The sequence below is a fragment of the Phenylobacterium sp. genome, assembly GCF_004297125.1.
Classification (GTDB): Bacteria; Pseudomonadota; Alphaproteobacteria; order Caulobacterales; family Caulobacteraceae; genus Phenylobacterium.
Map to the genome: position 1 here is coordinate 301888 of NZ_SCVD01000021.1, position 16432 is coordinate 318319.

The following is a 16432-nucleotide window of genomic DNA, read 5'->3' on the forward strand; positions in this document are numbered from 1 at the left end:
TTGGCTTTTTGTGGTGTTGCGCTCAGGCCTGATCGTCGAAGCCGGGGGCTTCGAGAACGTAGCGGCGGCGGTGGAGGCTGGCAGTTCCGAGCCAGCCCGAAAGCACGATGGCCCGCTTCAGGAAGAGGCCGATGTCGTACTCATCGGCGTAGCCCACGCCGCCGTGCAGCTGGATCGCCTGGCGGGTCACCAGCATGGCGGCCTTCGAGGCCTGGGCCTTGGCGGCGCTGGCGGCGACGGCGCGTGCGGCTGGGTCTTCGGTCGCGGCGAAGACGACCAGCGCATGGGCCAGAGTGTTGCGGGTGATCTCCTGCTGCATCCACAGGTCGACCATGCGGTGCTGCAGGCTCTGGAAGCTGCCGATCGGCTTGCCGAACTGCTGGCGCGTGCGGGTGTAGTCGACGGTGATCGCCAGCGCCTGCCGCACCAGTCCGAAGAGGGCGGCCGACGCGGCCATGCGGGCCTCTTCCAACACGCGGGTGAGCAGGGACGAAGCCTCCCCCGAGATCCTGCGGTCATCCGCAACGACCACATCATTCAGCGTCAGGTCGCCCAGCGCGACGCCGTCGACGGTGGTCCGCAGGTCGAGCGAGACGCCGGGCTGCGCAGGGTCCACCCAGTAGGCTCCCAGCCCGCTCGGGCCCTCGGCCGTCACCAGAAAGGCGCTGGCGGTCGCGGCGCCCGGAATCATCCGCTTCGCGCCGTTGAGGGCGACCCCGCCGGCGACCGGCGTGGCCGTCGTCGCCACCTCGCGCGGATCGAGCGTGTTCGCCGCCTCTTGCCAGGCCAACGCAAGACGCGAGGAGCCGTCGAGAAGGGCGGGCAGCCGTTCCACCGTGAGGTCGGCGTTGTCGCCGCCCGTCAGCACGGCGATCGCCAGGTTGTCGGCGACGAAGGTCTCGGGCGCCAGACCGGCGGCCAGCTCTTCCGCTACGGCGCAGAGTTCGGCGAGGCCGAGGCCCAGGCCGCCGAGCGACTCGGGCGTCATGATGCTGAGCCACCCCGACTCGGCGATGGACGGCCAGACCGCATCCGCTTCGGTCGCGCGCCCGTCGCGCAGGGCGCGAAGGCGTTTCGCGCCGGGGTGGCGCGCAACGAAGGCCTGGACGCTGTCGCGCAGCATGGCCTGGACCTCGTCCAGCGGTTCCCGCCGCCTCTCGACCTGCATCGTCCCTCCTCGTCCGGCGCCCGAAACGCCCGTTTGGTGATCTGTCTTTTTTATAATAGACAAAAATGGAATGGCGCAACGGGTCATGGCGGCGCAGGCCGAAACGACGGCCCCGGCGCGCCGCCATGAGGTCCACGGGGAAGCCAGACCATGACCAGCCAGGAAAACCGCCGCTTCGTGCTGACGCGCCACATGGACGCTGGGCCCGTGGAGCCTTGCGTCGAGTTGCGCCGCGAGCCCGTGCGTCAGCCCGGCCCGGGTGACGTGCTGACCCGGGTGTTGATGATCTCGGTCGATCCGGCCAATCGGGGCTGGGCCAGCGCCACGCCGCCTTCCTACTCGCCCGGCGTGCAGGTGGGCGACACCATGCGAGCGATCACGCTCGACGAGGTTCTGGTGTCCAACCATCCCGATTTCGCGCCAGGCGACATCGTTCACGGCATGAGTGGCTGGCAGGACTTTGCGGTGGCGCCGGGCGAGGCGCTGACGCGGGTCAGCGGCGGCGGCCGGCTCTCGCACCACATCAGCGTCTACGGCCTCAGCGGCCTGACGGCCTGGATCGGCTTGCTGGAGGTCGGTCAGCCCAAGGCGGGCGAGACGGTGGTGGTGTCGGCGGCGGCGGGCTCGGTGGGCTCGCTGGTCGGTCAGATCGCCAAGGCCAGGGGCTGCCGGGTGATCGGCAGCGCCGGCTCGGACGAGAAATGCCGCTGGCTGGTCGACGAACTGGGCTTCGACGGGGCCGTGAACTATCGCGCGGGCCCGGTGCGCCCGGAGCTGCGCAAGCTCTGTCCGGACGGCATCGACGTCTATTTCGACAATGTCGGCGGCGACATGCTGCAGGCGGCGCTCCTGCTTTCGAACACCCATGCGCGGATCGTCTGCTGTGGCGTGATCTCGCGCTGGGACGAGAGCCAGCCGAACGAGAGCCCCAAAGGCATCCCCGGCCTGATCGCCATGAAGAGCCTGAAGCTTGAGGGCTTCATCGTCTTCGAGCACCTGGCGCGGCGCGATCAGATCACCGCGGGCCTCGTCGAGCTGGTGGAGTCCGGCAAGTTGACCGTTCGCGAGGACATCATCGAGGGGCTGGAGAACGCGCCCGCCGCCTTGGGCGCGCTGTTCGCCGGCGAGAACTTCGGCAAGCGGCTGGTCCGGGTCGCGGCGCCGACCGGCGACCGGGCATGACGGCGCCGACCGTCGAGCGAGGCGCAGCGGCGGAGCGACTCGCCGCCGGCTTCCGCTTCACGGAGGGACCGGTCTGGGACCCTCACCGCCAGCGGCTGACGTTCTCCGACATCCCCGCCAGCGCGATGCACCGCTGGACCGCCGAGGACGGGGTGAGCGTCGTACGCGCGCCATCGAACCGGGCCAATGGCAACGCCCTCGGCCCCGACGGCCTGATGGTCACGTGCGAGCACGACACCGGCCGTGTCGTGCGCGAGCGGCTCGACGGAACGCTGGACGTGCTGGCCGACCAATGGGACGGAGCGCCGCTCAACAGCCCCAACGACGTGGTCGTCGGGTGGGACGGGGCGGTCTGGTTCACCGATCCCGACTACGGCCGCACCATCAAGCCGTTCGGCGGCGTCCGACCGGTTCCGCAACCGGTGAACGGCGTCTACCGCATCGCGCCCGACGGGCGCTTGACCCGCGTGCTGGCCGACATGCGACAGCCCAACGGACTCTGTTTCTCGGCAGACGGGCGTCGGTTGTTCGTCAACGACACCGGCCGCAACCACGTCCGCCTGTTCGACATCCTGGCCGATGGGTCGCTGTCCGGCGGTGCGGTCTGGACCGAGATTCCGCATAGCGACACCGCCGGACCGGACGGCATGAAGATCGACGCCCGCGGCAACCTCTACTGCACGGGCCTGGGCGGCATCCATGTCTACGATCCGGACGCCAGGCCCCTCGGCGTGATCGACGTCGGCGAGAACGTCGGCAACTTCACCTTCGGCGGCCCCGACCTGCGGACGCTGTTCGTCTGCGCCACCCGCTCGCTCTATGCGCTGCGCATGAGCGTGCCCGGACTGCCCGCCTACTGAGCCGAGGCGAAGCGTCTTCGCCCATGCACCACATGCTCCAAGAAAAAGGCCCCGCCGGGTTTCCGGCGGGGCCACAGGTGCTGTCCGTCTGGACAGGGAGGAACCTCAGATGCAGAGCGTCAGAAGCGCTTGCGGATGCCGAGCTGGAAGGTGCGCCCCAGCGGGCTGGCGTTGATGGTGTCGTAGCTGAGCTCGGTGCGGGCGAACGGCGGATCCTTGTCGAACACGTTCTGCACCGAGATCGACAGCGTGGTGTCCCACGGCAGCAGCGCGCGATAGGCGATGTCGTGCTGAACCTGGGCCTTGATCGTCTTGCCGGCCGTGGTCAGCGTCGTGGCGCTGGTGGGCGTGGGGGTCACCTGGGTGTTGCTGGGCGCGACGACGAAGTTCGTCGTGCGCTGGTCGGTGTATTCGTCCGTGTAACGGACGGTCCAGCGCAGGTTGTGCATGCCCCGGGCGAACTCGCCGTAGAACTCGGATTTGATCTGCGGCATCGGATAGGCGAACGTGTTGCCAAAGTTCGCGTAGCCCACGGCGTCGAGAGCCGGTGAGAAGGTCACGCCGTTCACGACCAGCGCGTCGACGTCGAACTTCAGGATGTAGCTCAGCGCGACCCCGACCCGGACGCTTCCGCCCAGGACGTCGTCAAATCGATAGTCCGCCATGAAGTCGACACCCGAGGTGCGGGTCTCGGGACCGTTAATCTGGGAGATCTTGACGGTCGAGATGTTGGCGCCGCTGCAGACCGGGCCCGCGAAGGTGAAGTGGCTGGAGATGAACGGATCGCTGCAGCTCGCCACCGACGTCGCGGCCGGGAACGCGGCCGTCACGACCGACTGGAGCGGCTCGCTGGTCAGCACATCCTCGACCTTGAAGTTCCAGTAGTCGACGGTGGCGGTGAAGTTGCCTTCCTTGACGATCATCCCGACGCTGTAGGTCAGCGCCTTTTCCGGGGTCAGGTTCGGATTGCCCGCGGTCTCGACCGGACGGAAGGTGCCGAACACGTTCTGCAGCGAAACCGAGGTGTTCGGGATCAGGCTGATCTGCGGCGGCGCGCGGAAGGTGGTGCCCACCGAGCCGCGCAGGGCGACGGCGTCGGTGACCTGCCAGCGGATCGAGGCTTTCGGGTTGAAGGTGTCGCCGCCGAACTTGCCGTAGTCCTCGAAGCGGGCCGCGAGTTGCAGGTTGAGGGCCTCGGTGATCGGCAGGCTCAGTTCGCCGAACAGGGCGTAGACGTCGCGCTCGGTCTCGACCGGATTGATGTTGCCGAGGAAGCCGAAGGGATTGGACGGCGAGGGTGAACAGTTGGTCGAGCCGTTGATCGGCGTGTCCGCACAGGGCGTGGCTGCGGTCGAGGTCAGCGTCGCCGGGAGGGCGGCGAAGTAGTTGCGGCGCCATTGGCCCCCGAAGGCGTAGCCGACGCTGCCGCCCGGGAGGGCGATCGTGGACTGGCCGTTGAAGACGATGTTGCCTTCCCAAAGGCGGGTCTTGTTCTCGACCTGGTCAGCGGCCTGGTAGAACCACTTGATGAGCTCCTTGTCGGTGTTGGCGACGGCGGCGCTGTAGCCGGCGTTGGTCAGCCCCAGCAGCGGGTTGCTCGCGATGGCGTTGGAGAACGGGTTGAAATACTTGCACGCGCCGACGCCGGGCGTGCCGGTCCGGAAGTCGCAGCCCGCGCCGCCCAGTCCACGCAGGGCCAGTTCCAGACGGCCAGTGATGACGTCGTAGGCCAGGCGCTCGCCGCGATCTTCGCTGTACGACAGGTTGGCGTCCCAGCGGATCTTGCCAAGGATGCCAAACTCGGGCGTCTCGCCCGAGACGCCGCCGGCGACGCGGTACTGGGTCCGCTCGCGGCGGAAGGTGGCCGCCTTGTTGTCGAACAGCGGGTTGCCGCTGGCGAAGAACGGACGCCACTGACCGATCTGGATGACCGCGCCGGTGGTTCCTGCCGGGCATTGGGCCGGATTGGCGGCGCAGTAGGCCGCGAAGCCTGGGTTGCTGCCGGGCACATAGAAGAAGTTGGACGCATCAGGCACGTCCGGGGCCGGCGTCATCCATGGGGCGCCGGCGCCGAAGCCCGCCGGCAGGACGGTGTCCGTGATGGCCCGCGTGGTCGGCCAGGAGGCTGCGGAGTTGATCGACGGGTTCAGCGAGTGGGCGTAGAGCGCCTCGCCCCAGACCTGCAGCGTGTCGGTCAGGTCGTACTTGCCCTTGGCGTAGAGCTGGTAGCGCGTCTCCTTGTCGATGATGTTGTTCCAGCGGGCGATCTGCATCCGGCACAGGCCGTCGGCCGTGATGATGCCGCCTAGCGGAACGCAGCCGACATCGACGCTGGCCGCCCCCGTCGGCTGATAGTTGACGCCCACCGGCGTGAAGCGCGTCGGGCTGGTCGCGCCGGACCAGCCGCCGTCGGGGTTCTCGTTGTAGGGACGGATCGCCCACTCGCGGTCCATCGAGGCCAGGTCAGAGCGGCGCTGGTAGCCGGCCGAGACGAGGATGCTGCCGCGGTCGAACCGCTTGCCGGCCAGCACACCGACGCCGTACTGGCCATCCGAGTCCTGGATGAAGCGGTAGTCCGCCGAGACCTCGACGCCATCGAAGTCCTCCCGCGTGATGAAATTGACCACGCCGCCGATGGCGTCCGAGCCGTAGGTTGCGGCCGCGCCGTCCTTCAGCAGCTCGACCCGCGCGATGGCGTTCTGGGGCATGTTGTTGAGGTCGGACACCGCCATCCGGCGGCCGTTCAGCAGCACCAGCGTGCGCTCGGGGCCGAGGCCGCGAAGGTTCACGGTGGCGCGGCCCTCGTCGATCATGCCCCGGCCGGTGTTGTTGTACTGCGAGCCATCGCCCATCACGCCGAATGAAACGGTCAGCGCCTTGACCATCTCGACGGTGGTTGGCGAGCCCTTCCTTTGCAGTTCGTCGGCGTTGATCACATCGACAGGAAGCGCCGCGTCCTCTGGGGTGCCGCGGATGAAGGAGCCGGTGACCACGACCTCTTCAACGCTCGCCTCGTCGGTTGACGTTTGCGCGAGGGCGCCGCTGGCGAACGCCAGGGCGGCGACCATCGCCGAGCAGCCGAGCAACTTGGAATTTCTTGACATCCGCTTCCCCTGGAACGACCGCGCGGATCGCTTGCCGCCGGCGCTGGTTCGTTCGAGTACTATTTTTAAGAAAAAAAAAGACTCAATGTAAAGGCAGAAATTCGCCATAAATATCAGTTATATGAATTCTAGTATCGCAATGATAGCGTTTGTCGGAAATGCAATTGAGCGACCGCGACGGGTGCTGTGACGCGCAGCCGGCTCGCTACCGCGAGCCCTGGTGCGGCGACGTCGTGTCGCGTAGGTCGACGACCGCCTTCGGGTCGACTTCACGCGGTCGCCGGGCCTTCAGCCCACGCTGGAGCCGTCGTCGAGCGCGGCTGTGCGCCGCGTCTCAAGCTGAAGGTCTTCTCGCCCCTCGCCAACTTCAGCTGCGATCTCCGCGATCTCACTCCGGTTCGGGTTGGATGAGTACGAGCGCCAGCCGCCAAGCGATCGGAGTTCTGCGCAGGCGTGGCCTGACGTCTGGCAGCGGAGGCTCAAGGATGGCTTCCTGCCGCGTTGGGATCGGCTGCAGGATGCGAACGTCTCCCGCGCGGCGGTGATATTGCTCGCAGCCACGCGACCCCTCATCCGAGCCGCTTCGCGGCCCACCTTCTCGAACAGGGAGAGAAGGATGAGGGCTGTTCATGTTCTCCGTTTGTGCCAATCGCGACGCCATTGGCAACCGTGACGTTGCCCCTCTTGACCGCCGTCGTTAGGTTGCGCGCCTTTCCGAGAACCCGGCTGCGCCCATGACCCTCGCCTTCGACGACATCCTTGCCGCGCAAGAGCGGTTGAAGGGTCATATCGAGCGCACGCCTTGCCGTTTCTCCCGCACATTGTCCGAGATCACGGGCGCCGAGGTGTGGGTGAAGTTCGAGAACCTGCAGTTCACGGCCGCCTACAAGGAGCGGGGCGCGCTCAACAAGCTGCTGCAGCTGGGCGAGAACGTGCGCAAGCGTGGCGTCATCGCCGCCTCGGCCGGCAACCACAGCCAGGGGCTGGCCTATCACGCCGCCCGGCTGGGCATCCCCGTCACCATCGTCATGCCCAAGGCCACGCCCTTCGTGAAGGTGCAGCAGACCCGCGCCCACGGCGCCGAGGTGGTGATCGACGGCGATGGCTACGACGAGGCCTCGGCCACCGCGCGCAAGCTGTGCGACGAACGCGAGCTGACCTTCGTCCACCCGTTCAACGACGCCGATGTCATGGCCGGCCAGGGCACGGTGGCCCTGGAGATGCTGGAGGATGTGCCGGACCTGGAGGTCCTGCCCATCCCGATCGGCGGCGGCGGACTGATCGCAGGCATGGCCACGGCCGCCAAGCACCTGAAGCAGGACATCCGCGTCGTGGGCCTGGAGCCCGCCATGTTCCCGTCCTTTACCGCCAAGATGCGCGGCGTGCAGATGTCCCAGAGCGGCGGCGGCGCGACCATCGCCGAAGGTATCGCGGTGAAGGCGGTCGGCGACCTCTCCTACGCCGTCGCCCGGCCGCTGATCGACGAGGTGCTGCTGATCGAGGAGCCGTTCTTCGAACGCGGCATCGCCCTCTACTGCAACGTCGAGAAGACGGTGGTCGAAGGCGCCGGCGCGGCCTCGCTGGCCGCCCTGCTGGCCTATCCCGAGCGGTTCCGCGGCAAGAAGTGCGGCCTGGTGATCACCGGCGGCAATATCGACACCCGGCTGCTGGCCTCGGTGCTGACCCGCGAGCTGGTGCGGGAGAGCCGCATCGTCTCGCTGCGGATCATCGGCGACGACCGGCCCGGCCTGCTGGCCAACGTCTCGGCGATCATCGGCCAGATGGGCGCCAACATCATCGAGGTGGCCCACAACCGCCTCGCCCTCGACGTGCCCGCCAAGGGCGCCGAGTTCGACGTCATGATCGAGACCCGCGACGCGCAGCACACCCAGGAGGTGATGGATGCGCTGCGCGAACGCGGCTACCCGCCGCGCGTCGTCTAAGGACCTTAAGCCATGAAGCGTACCCTGATCCTGATGGCCGCCGTCCTGGCGCTGGCCGCCTGCCAGCCCAAGGGCAAGGAGGCCGCCGGCCCTGCCGCGCCGACCGAGCAGTCGGCAGCCAGCAAGGCGTTCATGGAGAAGGCCGGCAAGGAAGCCGGCGTGAAGGTCCTGTCCTCCGGCCTGGCCTACAAGATCGTCCGTTCGGGGCCGGAGACCGGCCTGAAGCCAGGTCCGCACGACGAGGTGAAGGTCCACTACGAGGGCAAGCTCGAGGATGGGACGGTCTTCGATTCCAGCTACGAGCGCGGCCAGCCCGCGGCCATGCCGCTGGACCGGCTGATCCCCGGTTGGCAGGAAGCCCTCCAGCTCATGCGGCCGGGCGACGAATGGACTCTCTATGTGCCGTCGAACCTGGGTTACGGCGACGAGGCCGCGGGCCAGATCCCGCCCGGCTCTCCGCTGATCTTCAAGATCGAGCTGATCGACGTCCTGCCCGCGCCGGGGCGGATTCAGCAGGGCTGAGGTGCTGTGGCTCGCTTGGGGTGGGCCGGGCCGGCGCGCGGGTCTAAGCATGGGCCATGACGACCGATCTCTATCCCGCCGCCCGTGACCTGCTGGCCAAGCTGGTCGGGTTCGACACCACCTCGCGCGGCTCGAACCTCGAGCTGGTCGAATGGGTCGAGGCCTATCTCGACGGTCTGTCGGCGCCCCACCGTCGCGTGCCCAACGCCGACGGGACCAAGACCAACCTGCTGGCGACCATCGGCCCCGCGATCGAGGGCGGCGTCGTGCTGTCCGGCCACACCGACGTGGTGCCGGTGGACGGCCAGCCGTGGAGCACCGACCCCTTCAGCCTGCAGGAGCGCGACGGCCGGCTTTACGGCCGCGGGACCTGCGACATGAAGGGGTTCCTCGCCCTGGCGCTGGCCGCCGCGCCGGAGCTGGCGAAGACGGCCAGGAAGCCGGTGCATCTGGCGTTCTCCTACGACGAGGAGATCGGCTGCCTGGGCGCGCCCAGCATGATCGAGGTCATCCGCCGCGAACTGCCCGCCCCGGCGGTGGTCGTGGTCGGCGAGCCCACCAACATGGAGGCGGTGAGCGGCCACAAGGGCATCGCCACCTTCCACGTCACCGTCACCGGCCGTGAGTGCCACTCCAGCCAGCCGCACCTGGGCGTGTCGGCGGTGATGGAGGCGGTGAAGCTGATGGGGTCGCTGAACGCGCTCTCGGCGCGGCTGTGGGACGAGGCCGATCCGGCGTCGCCGTTCACGCCCAAGGGGCCCACCCTGACCATCGGCATGGTCCACGGCGGCACGGCGCACAACATCATCGCCCGCGAGTGCCATTTCGTCTTCGACCTGCGCTCGCCGGGACCGCGGACGCCGGAAGAGATCGTCGCCCCGTTCCTGGCCGAGTGCGCGGCGATGGACGCGGCGCTCAAGGCCCGCGCGCCGGAGGCCGGCGTGGTCGTCGACATGCACACCAACGTCCCGCCGTTCAGGCCCGAAGCCGACGGCGCGGCCGAGGCCTTCGCCCGGCGGATGACCGGCGACAACGGCCCGCCGCGCGTGGTGGCCTTCGCCGCCGAGGCCGGCCAGTTCCAGCAGGCGGGCTTCTCGACCGTGATCTGCGGCCCCGGTTCGATCGACCAGGCGCACCAGCCTGACGAGTACGTGGAGATCGCCCAGATGCAGCGCGGCGCAGGGTTCATGCGCCGCCTGATCGAGTGGGCGGCGGAGGACTGACCCCCAAAGGGCGTCATCCCCCGGCTCAGCCTTCGGCTGACCGTGGGATGACGTGGAAGGAAGCGCGGTTATCGCGCCGAGGCTCTCAGCGGCCGGATCACGGGGCGGCGGCGCGAGAGGTCTTTCGGGTTCCACGTCATTGCGCCCGCCACGTCGCCCAGCGACGCACGGCGCAGGGCCTGCACCGCGCGGCGGCTGCGGAACATCTTCGGCGCGCCCGCGAACGCCGCCCGCACGGCGCGCAGGATCAGCCGGATGTGCGGGCGGTTGTCCTTCTTCAGGTAGATCAGCACCAGCGTCATCAGGTGCAGCGGCGTCACCAGCGGCAGCAGCGGGGCCGGGGTGTTCTTGAACAGCACCCAGAAGCGGTTGCGCGTGCCGTGGAAGACCGCGAATTCCGACTTGGGCCCACCCGACGACGCCGAACCCAGGTGGCGGATGGTCGCGTCGGGGACCAGCAGCGTCGGCTGGCCGGCGAGCTGCAGGCGATAGCCCAGGTCGACGTCCTCGCCGTAGCAGAAGAAGTCCTCGTCGAAGCCGCCCAGGTCGAGGAACAGCGCCCGGTCGATCATCATGGCCGCGCCGCAGGGGCTGAACACCTCGCCCTCGCGCGCCTGGCCCTCGTCGCGGTTGAGGTAGCCGCCGCGATAGGGGATGCCGGTGATGCTCATGACGTCGCCCAGGCCGTCCAATATGCCGGGCTCGCCCTCCACCATCTGGCGCGAGGTGAAGGACGACACCTTCCCGTGGCGCGCCGCCGCCGCCATCAGGTTCGCCAGCCAGTCCGGCTCGGCGTAGGCGTCGGGGTTGAGCAGCACGTACCACCGGCCTCGGCCCTCGCGGGCCCCCTGGTTGCCGGCCCCGGTGAAGCCGAGGTTCGCGTCGTTGCGGATCAGGCGGACCCACGGGAACGACGCGGCGATCGTCGAATCTCCCGGATCCGGCGAGGCGTTGTCGATCACCAGGGCCTCGAAATCGCGGAAGGTCTGGGCGCCCAGGTGCTCAAGGCACGTGCGCAGCGTCGGCCCTGAGTTGTATGCGATCACGCAGACGGTGACCCGCGGGTGTTCGGCCTTGTCATCGCCTCGTTGCTGCGCCATGCGACAGCCACACTCACATCTGTTGGATCATCATGACGATCACGCCGCTCGCCATTCCCGATGTCCTGCTTATCACGCCCAAGCGGCATGGCGATGCGCGGGGCTGGTTCTCGGAAACCTGGAGCCAGAAGGCCCTGGCCGGCACCGTGGCCGACACGACGTTCGTCCAGGACAACCAGGCCTACAGCTCGACCAAGGGCATCCTGCGCGGCCTGCACTTCCAGAAGGGCGCCACGGCGCAGGGCAAGCTGATCCGCTCGCTGCGCGGCGCGATCTTCGATGTGGTGGTCGACCTGCGGAAGGGCTCGGCCACCTACGGGCAGTGGGTCAGCGCCGAGCTGACCGCGGAGGGCGGGGAACAGCTCTGGGTGCCGCGCGGCTTCGCCCACGGCTACTGCACGCTCACCGCCGAGTGCGAGATCTTCTACAAGGTCGATAACCTTTACGCGCCGACCGAAGAGGGCGGGGTCATCTGGAACGACCCCGACCTGGGCATCCCCTGGCCGCTCGACGGCGAACCGATGCTGTCCGAGAAGGACACCAAGCTGCCGCGCGTGAAGGACTTGGGCGACGTTGGGTTCTAATAGCTGAGCTTGGGATACCAGTGGGGGTTCCGCCCCGCCGGGGTCATGTCCAGCACGCTCCACAACGGCGACAGGTCCGGCGCCCCGCGCGGATCCTGACCGGGATCGGCCATGTCGCCGCTCATCTCGCCGCTGTAGAAGTGACGGACGGTCCCGCCCTCGCGGGTGAAGACGTTGAAGCCGGGGTTGTCACTCTTGCCCTCGATGTCGGTGGCGTGGAAATCGCGGCTGAAGGCGTCGTCGACGTCGGCGTACATCGGCAGGTTCTTCCAGCCGCGCTCGACCTTGAAGGCGACCTGCCGCGCGATCGATGTGCGTCCCACGACGGCCAGCGCCACCTGCTGACGGATGTCTGCGGCGACGCCGTCCCACGCGCCCAGCACGTTCGTACACATGGGGCAGGGCCGCTCGCGCTCTGGTCCGAACATCCAGCTGTACAGCACCAGGGTGTCCTGATCGCCGAACATGTCGGCCAGGCTGGCCGGCCCGTTCTCGCCCATGAACCTGTAGTCCGCGGTGACCTCGCCGCCAGGGGGCAGGGCGCGGCGTTGCGCGGCGACGCGCTCCAGATGGCGGCGCAGCTCGATCTCTTCGGCCAGAAGGGCGTTGCGTGCGGTACGGTACTCGACGCTTTCGTTCGGGTAGCGTGCCGTGTTCGTGGCTGCGAGGGCGGCGGCGCTGGGCAGGTTGGAACCGTCAGGCATCGTATCGTCTCCCGTTCTCGACCTCGTGAACGGCCCGCCTCGTCAGGCTTCCGTTGGGGTCGACCATTCCCCAAGAACGTCCGGGTCGGTCTCGTTCCGACAACGCGCGTCGCGCAAGTTGGCGAAGGCCTCGGCGGGGAGGAGCCGCGCCAGGGTCCAGACGGCCGCCCCGCGCACCAGGGGCGAGGGATCGTCCAGCAGCGGCTCGGCCTCGGCGGCCAGGGCCGGCTCTCGCGAATTGCCGATGGCGTAGAGCACGTTGCGGACGAAGCGGTCGCGGCCGATCCGTTTGACCGGGTTCTTGGCGAACAGGGCGCGGAAGGCCGGGTCGTCCAGCCGAACCAGGTCGGCGAGCGACGGGGCCGTCAGGGCCTCCCGCGCGGCCAGCTTCTGCTCGCGGCCGACTTGCGCGAACTTGTTCCACGGACAGACCGCCAGGCAGTCGTCGCAGCCGTAGATGCGGTTGCCGAGGCTGGCGCGGAGCTCCCGCGGGATCGGGCCCTTCAGCTCGATGGTCAGGTACGAGATGCAGCGTCGCGCATCGAGCTGGTAAGGCGCGGGGAACGCGCCGGTCGGGCAGATGTCCAGGCAGGCGCGGCAGGTCCCGCAGGTGGTGGCTTCGACGGTGTCGGGCTCCAGCTCCAGGGTGGTCAGGATCGAGCCCAGGAACAGCCAGGAGCCGAACTCACGGCTGACCAGGTTCGTGTGCTTGCCCTGCCAGCCCAGGCCGGCGCGCTCGGCCAGCGGCTTCTCCAGCAGCGGCGCGGTATCGACGAAGACCTTCAGCTCGCCGCCGAGGGTCGCCACTATCCAGCGGGCCAGGGCCTTCAGCCGCGCCTTGATCACCTCGTGATAGTCGTCGCCCTGGGCGTAGACGCTGATCGCCCCCTTGGTCGGCTGCCCGAGGATCTCCAGCGGATCGCGGCTGGGGCCGTAGTTCACCCCGAGGACAATGGCCGAGCGCGCGCCCGGCCACATGGCGCGCGGGTGCTTCCGGCGCTCGGCGGTCTCGGCCATCCAGGCCATCTCGCCATGGCGGCCCGCGTCCACGAACTCGAACAGCCGTCCGGCCGCCGGCCAGGCCTCGTCGATGTCGGTGAAGCGGCAGAGGTCGAAGCCGAGCGCTTTCGCTTCCGCGCGGATCAGGGGTTCTGCGGTGTCAGAAGTCGAGGTCGTCATAGTGCCCGGCGGGGTGCAGGCCCGGCCACCGGTCGTTGAGCAGCGGCCGGAAGCAGGGCCGGGATTTCATCTTCATGTACCAGGTCTTCACGGCGGGGAACTCCCGCCACGGCATGTCGCCGAAATAGTCGATCACCGAGAAATGCGCCGCGGCGGCGAAGTCGGCCAGTGACAGGCGCTTGCCGGCCAGCCATTCGCGGGCCTGTAGCAGGTCGTCCAGCATGAAGAGGTGGTTCTTCAGGGCCTCCTTGCCCTGGCGCAGGTTGGCCAGCTCCGGCGCGCCCAGGCCCAGCAGTCGCTTCTCGATCTTCTCGTGCAGGATGTAGCCGCCGGCCTCGAACTCGAACTTGCGCTCGAACCAGGTGATCAGGCGGCGCGCCTCGGCGCGTTCGAGCGGGTCTTGGGCGAACAGCGCGGGCTCGGGGTTGGTCTCGTCCAGGTGATCGATGATCGCCCGCGGCTCGCACAGCACCAGCGGGCGTCCGCCCTCGGTGGTCTCCACCAGCACCGGCACCATGCCGGAGGGGTTCATCTTGGTCAGCTCGCGCGGGCGCTCCCAGTAGCGGACCGACACCTCCGTGAACGGCAGCCGCTTCTCGCCCAGCACCAGGCGCACCTGGCGCGAAGCCGGGTCGAGCGGAAAGTGGTGCAGGGTGCGTTCGACGGTCATGGCAGCATGTACGGAAAGGGCCGCGCCTCATACGCGAATCAATGAAATCCCAACAGACGCTTAGGGTCTTAAGGGGGCGTTTACCGCGTTGCCCGCGAGGCCTCGGAATCTGTGGATTCCGCGAACGCGCCGCCATGCGGTTCGGCCCGCCCGCGCGGGTCGGCGTGGATGATGATGTCGGCGGCCGGGAAGGCCTCCAGGATCCGCTTCTCGGCGGCGACCACCACCTCGTGAGCGGCCTCCAGGGTGAGCTCGGGGTCGAGCGCGACGTGCATCTGCATATGGATGTAGGGCCCGGACGATCTGGTGCGCAGCTGGTGGACGTCGGTCAGGCGCGGGTCGGCGCTGGCCAGGCGCACGATCTCGGCGCGCTCCTCGTCCGGCAGTTCACGGTCCATCAACTGGTTGGCCGCCTCGCGGAACACGCCGACCGCGCTCCAGAGCAGCAGACCCGCCACCACGACCGCCGCGGCCGCGTCGAACCCGGTGACGCCCAGCCAGGCGGCCGCGGCGATGCCGGCCAGGGCGACCAGGTTGGAAGCGAAGTCGGACAGGTAGTGCGCGCGGTCGCCGGCCACCGCCACCGACGCGGTCTGGCGCAGCACCCGCGACTGGGCGGCGACCAGCAGGAGGGTCAGGACCGTCGAGACCAGCATCACGCCCACCGCCCAGCCACCATGCTGCAGCGGCTGGGGGTCGGCGAAATGACCGACGGCCTCACGCACGATCAGGGCGGCGGAGGCGAAGACCAGGCCGGCCTGCAACAGACTGGCGAAGGCCTCGGCCTTGCCGTGGCCGAACCGGTGCTCGGCGTCGGGCGGCGCGGCTGCGAGCCGCACGGCGAAGGCGGTGGCCAGCGAGGCGATCAGGTCCAGCCCGGAGTCCGCCATCGAGGCCAGCAGCGCCGTCGAGCCCGAGGCGATCCAGGCGATGGCCTTGATCGTCACCAGGACCGCCGCGGTGGCGACCGACAGCAGCGTCACCCGGCGGGTGAGGGCGGCGGTTTCGGCAGGGCTCAGGCGGGAGGTGGCCATCCTCCCTAGTTAGCGCCGGCAGCGTGGGCCGCCAGCGCTAACGACTCTCAAGGATCAGGCCGCCTTCCTCGGCATCGGGCCGACGTAGACGCTGGCGGGGCGGATGAGACGGCCGCCGGCGAGCTGTTCGCGGGCGTGGGCGAGCCAGCCGGCCACCCGCCCCATGGCGAAGACGCAGGTGAAGGCGCTGGGCGGGAAGTCGAGGGCCTCCAGCAGAAGCGCGGTGTAGAACTCGACGTTGGTTTCCAGCGAGCGTTCCGGCTTGTGCTCGCGCAGGATGGCGAGAGCGGCAGCCTCCACGGCCTCCGCGAACTCCAGCCGGCCCTGGCGGGCGTCCAGCCAGCGGACGGCGGTCTTCAGCGCGTCGGCGCGGGGATCGCGGACCTTGTAGATCCGATGGCCAAAGCCCATCAGCCGGTCGCCGCGCGCCAGGGCCGCTTCGATCCAGGCGCGTGCGTTCGAGGGCTCGCCGATCTCGTCCAGCATCTCGATCACCGGGCCCGGCGCGCCGCCGTGCAGCGGCCCCTTCAGGGCGCTGATCCCGGCCAGCACCGCCGAGCCGAGGCCGGCGCGGGTGGACGCCACGACGCGGGCGGCGAAGGTCGAGGCGTTCAGGCCGTGGTCGGCCACGGTGACCAGATAGGTGTCCAACGCATCCGCCTCGGCCTTCGACGCCGGGACCCCGCGCAGCATCCGCAGGATGTCGGCGGCGTGCCCCAGCGACGGGTCGGGGGCGAGCGGCGCTTCGCCCGCCTGGGCGCGGACCACGGCGGCGGTGAACACGGCGGGCGCCGCCAGCAGGCGGAAGGCGACCTTGGCGTCGTCGCCGTCGGCGAGGCGGGCGGTCAGCGCGCGCATGGCCTCGATCGGCGTGCGGTCCAGCAGACCGGTGTCCAGGGCCGAGACCTCGGCGAACACCTCGGCACGGGCGGCGCCCAGGGCGGCGGGGATGTCGTCGGGCAGGTCGTCGTAGAAGCCGGCGAACAGCAGGCCCACGACCTCCTCGTAGGTCGTACGCCCGGCCAGTTCGTCCAGCGAGCGGCCCCGGACGATCAGCACGCCGGCCGCGCCATCCACTTCGCTGAGCACGGTGTGGGCGGCGACGACGCCTTCCAATCCATCGGACATGACAGGTCTCCAATCCTCTTGCTGGACTGCA

14 protein-coding genes are annotated in these 16432 nt (G+C 69.0%); 6 read left to right on the plus strand and 8 right to left on the minus strand.

Annotated elements, in window-relative coordinates:
* Window positions 1-22 precede the first annotated feature (22 nt).
* Window positions 23-1168: an acyl-CoA dehydrogenase family protein gene (locus EPO51_RS14465; RefSeq protein ID WP_293351693.1), complete on the minus strand. Its 1146-nt coding sequence runs from the start codon at window positions 1166-1168 to the stop codon at window positions 23-25.
* A gap of 150 nt (window positions 1169-1318) precedes the next feature.
* Here EPO51_RS14465 and EPO51_RS14470 point away from each other — a divergent pair, with 150 nt between their 5' ends.
* Both EPO51_RS14470 and EPO51_RS14475 read left to right on the plus strand, forming a co-directional pair.
* The gene (locus tag EPO51_RS14470) at window positions 1319-2350 is read left to right on the plus strand and encodes an NADP-dependent oxidoreductase (protein WP_293351695.1); all 1032 of its coding nucleotides are present in this window, start codon (window positions 1319-1321) and stop codon (window positions 2348-2350) included.
* On the plus strand, window positions 2347-3210 hold the full coding sequence (locus EPO51_RS14475) for an SMP-30/gluconolactonase/LRE family protein (protein ID WP_293351697.1): 864 nt from the start codon (window positions 2347-2349) through the stop codon (window positions 3208-3210). The genes EPO51_RS14470 and EPO51_RS14475 overlap by 4 nt, the downstream gene beginning before the upstream one ends.
* A gap of 119 nt (window positions 3211-3329) precedes the next feature.
* Here the strand turns inward: EPO51_RS14475 and EPO51_RS14480 are convergent, their stop codons facing one another.
* Window positions 3330-6314, minus strand: a complete 2985-nt coding sequence (locus EPO51_RS14480) for a TonB-dependent receptor domain-containing protein (protein ID WP_293351699.1) — start codon at window positions 6312-6314, stop codon at window positions 3330-3332.
* A gap of 734 nt (window positions 6315-7048) precedes the next feature.
* Here EPO51_RS14480 and EPO51_RS14485 point away from each other — a divergent pair.
* From EPO51_RS14485 to argE, 3 genes are read left to right on the plus strand one after another with little or no spacing between them, the layout of a single operon-like run.
* Entirely contained in the window at window positions 7049-8257 is a 1209-nt protein-coding gene (locus EPO51_RS14485; RefSeq protein WP_293351701.1) for a threonine ammonia-lyase, read from the plus strand.
* 12 nt (window positions 8258-8269) lie between these two features.
* Window positions 8270-8779, plus strand: a complete 510-nt coding sequence (locus tag EPO51_RS14490; protein ID WP_293351703.1) for an FKBP-type peptidyl-prolyl cis-trans isomerase — start codon at window positions 8270-8272, stop codon at window positions 8777-8779.
* Window positions 8780-8835: 56 nt separating this feature from the next.
* Entirely contained in the window at window positions 8836-10002 is a 1167-nt protein-coding gene (argE, locus tag EPO51_RS14495; protein ID WP_293351705.1) for an acetylornithine deacetylase, read from the plus strand.
* Between the two features lie 68 nt (window positions 10003-10070).
* Here argE and EPO51_RS14500 read toward each other — a convergent pair whose 3' ends face one another.
* The gene (locus EPO51_RS14500; RefSeq protein WP_293351707.1) at window positions 10071-11102 is read right to left on the minus strand and encodes a glycosyltransferase family 2 protein; all 1032 of its coding nucleotides are present in this window, start codon (window positions 11100-11102) and stop codon (window positions 10071-10073) included.
* Between the two features lie 32 nt (window positions 11103-11134).
* Here EPO51_RS14500 and rfbC point away from each other — a divergent pair, with 32 nt between their 5' ends.
* On the plus strand, window positions 11135-11686 hold the full coding sequence (rfbC, locus tag EPO51_RS14505) for a dTDP-4-dehydrorhamnose 3,5-epimerase (protein WP_293351709.1): 552 nt from the start codon (window positions 11135-11137) through the stop codon (window positions 11684-11686).
* On the opposite strand, the gene EPO51_RS14510 is transcribed toward rfbC, so the two are convergent.
* The 5 genes from EPO51_RS14510 to EPO51_RS14530 all read right to left on the minus strand — a co-directional run bounded on the left by EPO51_RS14510 (window position 11683) and on the right by EPO51_RS14530 (window position 16401).
* Window positions 11683-12390 carry a DUF899 family protein gene (locus EPO51_RS14510; protein ID WP_293351711.1) on the minus strand — a complete coding sequence of 236 codons (708 nt, stop codon included), beginning with the start codon at window positions 12388-12390 and terminating at the stop codon, window positions 11683-11685. The genes rfbC and EPO51_RS14510 overlap by 4 nt on opposite strands.
* Window positions 12391-12432: 42 nt before the next feature.
* Complete coding sequence (queG, locus tag EPO51_RS14515; protein WP_293351713.1) at window positions 12433-13569, minus strand: tRNA epoxyqueuosine(34) reductase QueG; 1137 nt, start codon at window positions 13567-13569, stop codon at window positions 12433-12435.
* The gene (fzlA, locus tag EPO51_RS14520; protein WP_293351715.1) at window positions 13550-14239 is read right to left on the minus strand and encodes an FtsZ-binding protein FzlA; all 690 of its coding nucleotides are present in this window, start codon (window positions 14237-14239) and stop codon (window positions 13550-13552) included. The genes queG and fzlA overlap by 20 nt, the downstream gene beginning before the upstream one ends.
* A gap of 80 nt (window positions 14240-14319) precedes the next feature.
* Complete coding sequence (locus EPO51_RS14525) at window positions 14320-15273, minus strand: cation diffusion facilitator family transporter (protein WP_293351717.1); 954 nt, start codon at window positions 15271-15273, stop codon at window positions 14320-14322.
* Between the two features lie 54 nt (window positions 15274-15327).
* Window positions 15328-16401 carry a citrate synthase/methylcitrate synthase gene (locus tag EPO51_RS14530; RefSeq protein WP_293351719.1) on the minus strand — a complete coding sequence of 358 codons (1074 nt, stop codon included), beginning with the start codon at window positions 16399-16401 and terminating at the stop codon, window positions 15328-15330.
* Window positions 16402-16432 lie beyond the last annotated feature (31 nt).

What these genes read in the sequence shown, in the direction of transcription:
- EPO51_RS14465 (WP_293351693.1), bottom strand. Translation starts at nt 1,168, where the DNA reads ATGCAGGTCGAGAGGCGGCGGGAACCGCTGGACGAGGTCCAGGCCATG.
- EPO51_RS14470 (WP_293351695.1), top strand. Translation starts at nt 1,319, where the DNA reads ATGACCAGCCAGGAAAACCGCCGCTTCGTGCTGACGCGCCACATGGAC.
- EPO51_RS14475 (WP_293351697.1), top strand. Translation starts at nt 2,347, where the DNA reads ATGACGGCGCCGACCGTCGAGCGAGGCGCAGCGGCGGAGCGACTCGCC.
- EPO51_RS14480 (WP_293351699.1), bottom strand. Translation starts at nt 6,314, where the DNA reads ATGTCAAGAAATTCCAAGTTGCTCGGCTGCTCGGCGATGGTCGCCGCC.
- EPO51_RS14485 (WP_293351701.1), top strand. Translation starts at nt 7,049, where the DNA reads ATGACCCTCGCCTTCGACGACATCCTTGCCGCGCAAGAGCGGTTGAAG.
- EPO51_RS14490 (WP_293351703.1), top strand. Translation starts at nt 8,270, where the DNA reads ATGAAGCGTACCCTGATCCTGATGGCCGCCGTCCTGGCGCTGGCCGCC.
- argE (WP_293351705.1), top strand. Translation starts at nt 8,836, where the DNA reads ATGACGACCGATCTCTATCCCGCCGCCCGTGACCTGCTGGCCAAGCTG.
- EPO51_RS14500 (WP_293351707.1), bottom strand. Translation starts at nt 11,102, where the DNA reads ATGGCGCAGCAACGAGGCGATGACAAGGCCGAACACCCGCGGGTCACC.
- rfbC (WP_293351709.1), top strand. Translation starts at nt 11,135, where the DNA reads ATGACGATCACGCCGCTCGCCATTCCCGATGTCCTGCTTATCACGCCC.
- EPO51_RS14510 (WP_293351711.1), bottom strand. Translation starts at nt 12,390, where the DNA reads ATGCCTGACGGTTCCAACCTGCCCAGCGCCGCCGCCCTCGCAGCCACG.
- queG (WP_293351713.1), bottom strand. Translation starts at nt 13,569, where the DNA reads ATGACGACCTCGACTTCTGACACCGCAGAACCCCTGATCCGCGCGGAA.
- fzlA (WP_293351715.1), bottom strand. Translation starts at nt 14,239, where the DNA reads ATGACCGTCGAACGCACCCTGCACCACTTTCCGCTCGACCCGGCTTCG.
- EPO51_RS14525 (WP_293351717.1), bottom strand. Translation starts at nt 15,273, where the DNA reads ATGGCCACCTCCCGCCTGAGCCCTGCCGAAACCGCCGCCCTCACCCGC.
- EPO51_RS14530 (WP_293351719.1), bottom strand. Translation starts at nt 16,401, where the DNA reads ATGTCCGATGGATTGGAAGGCGTCGTCGCCGCCCACACCGTGCTCAGC.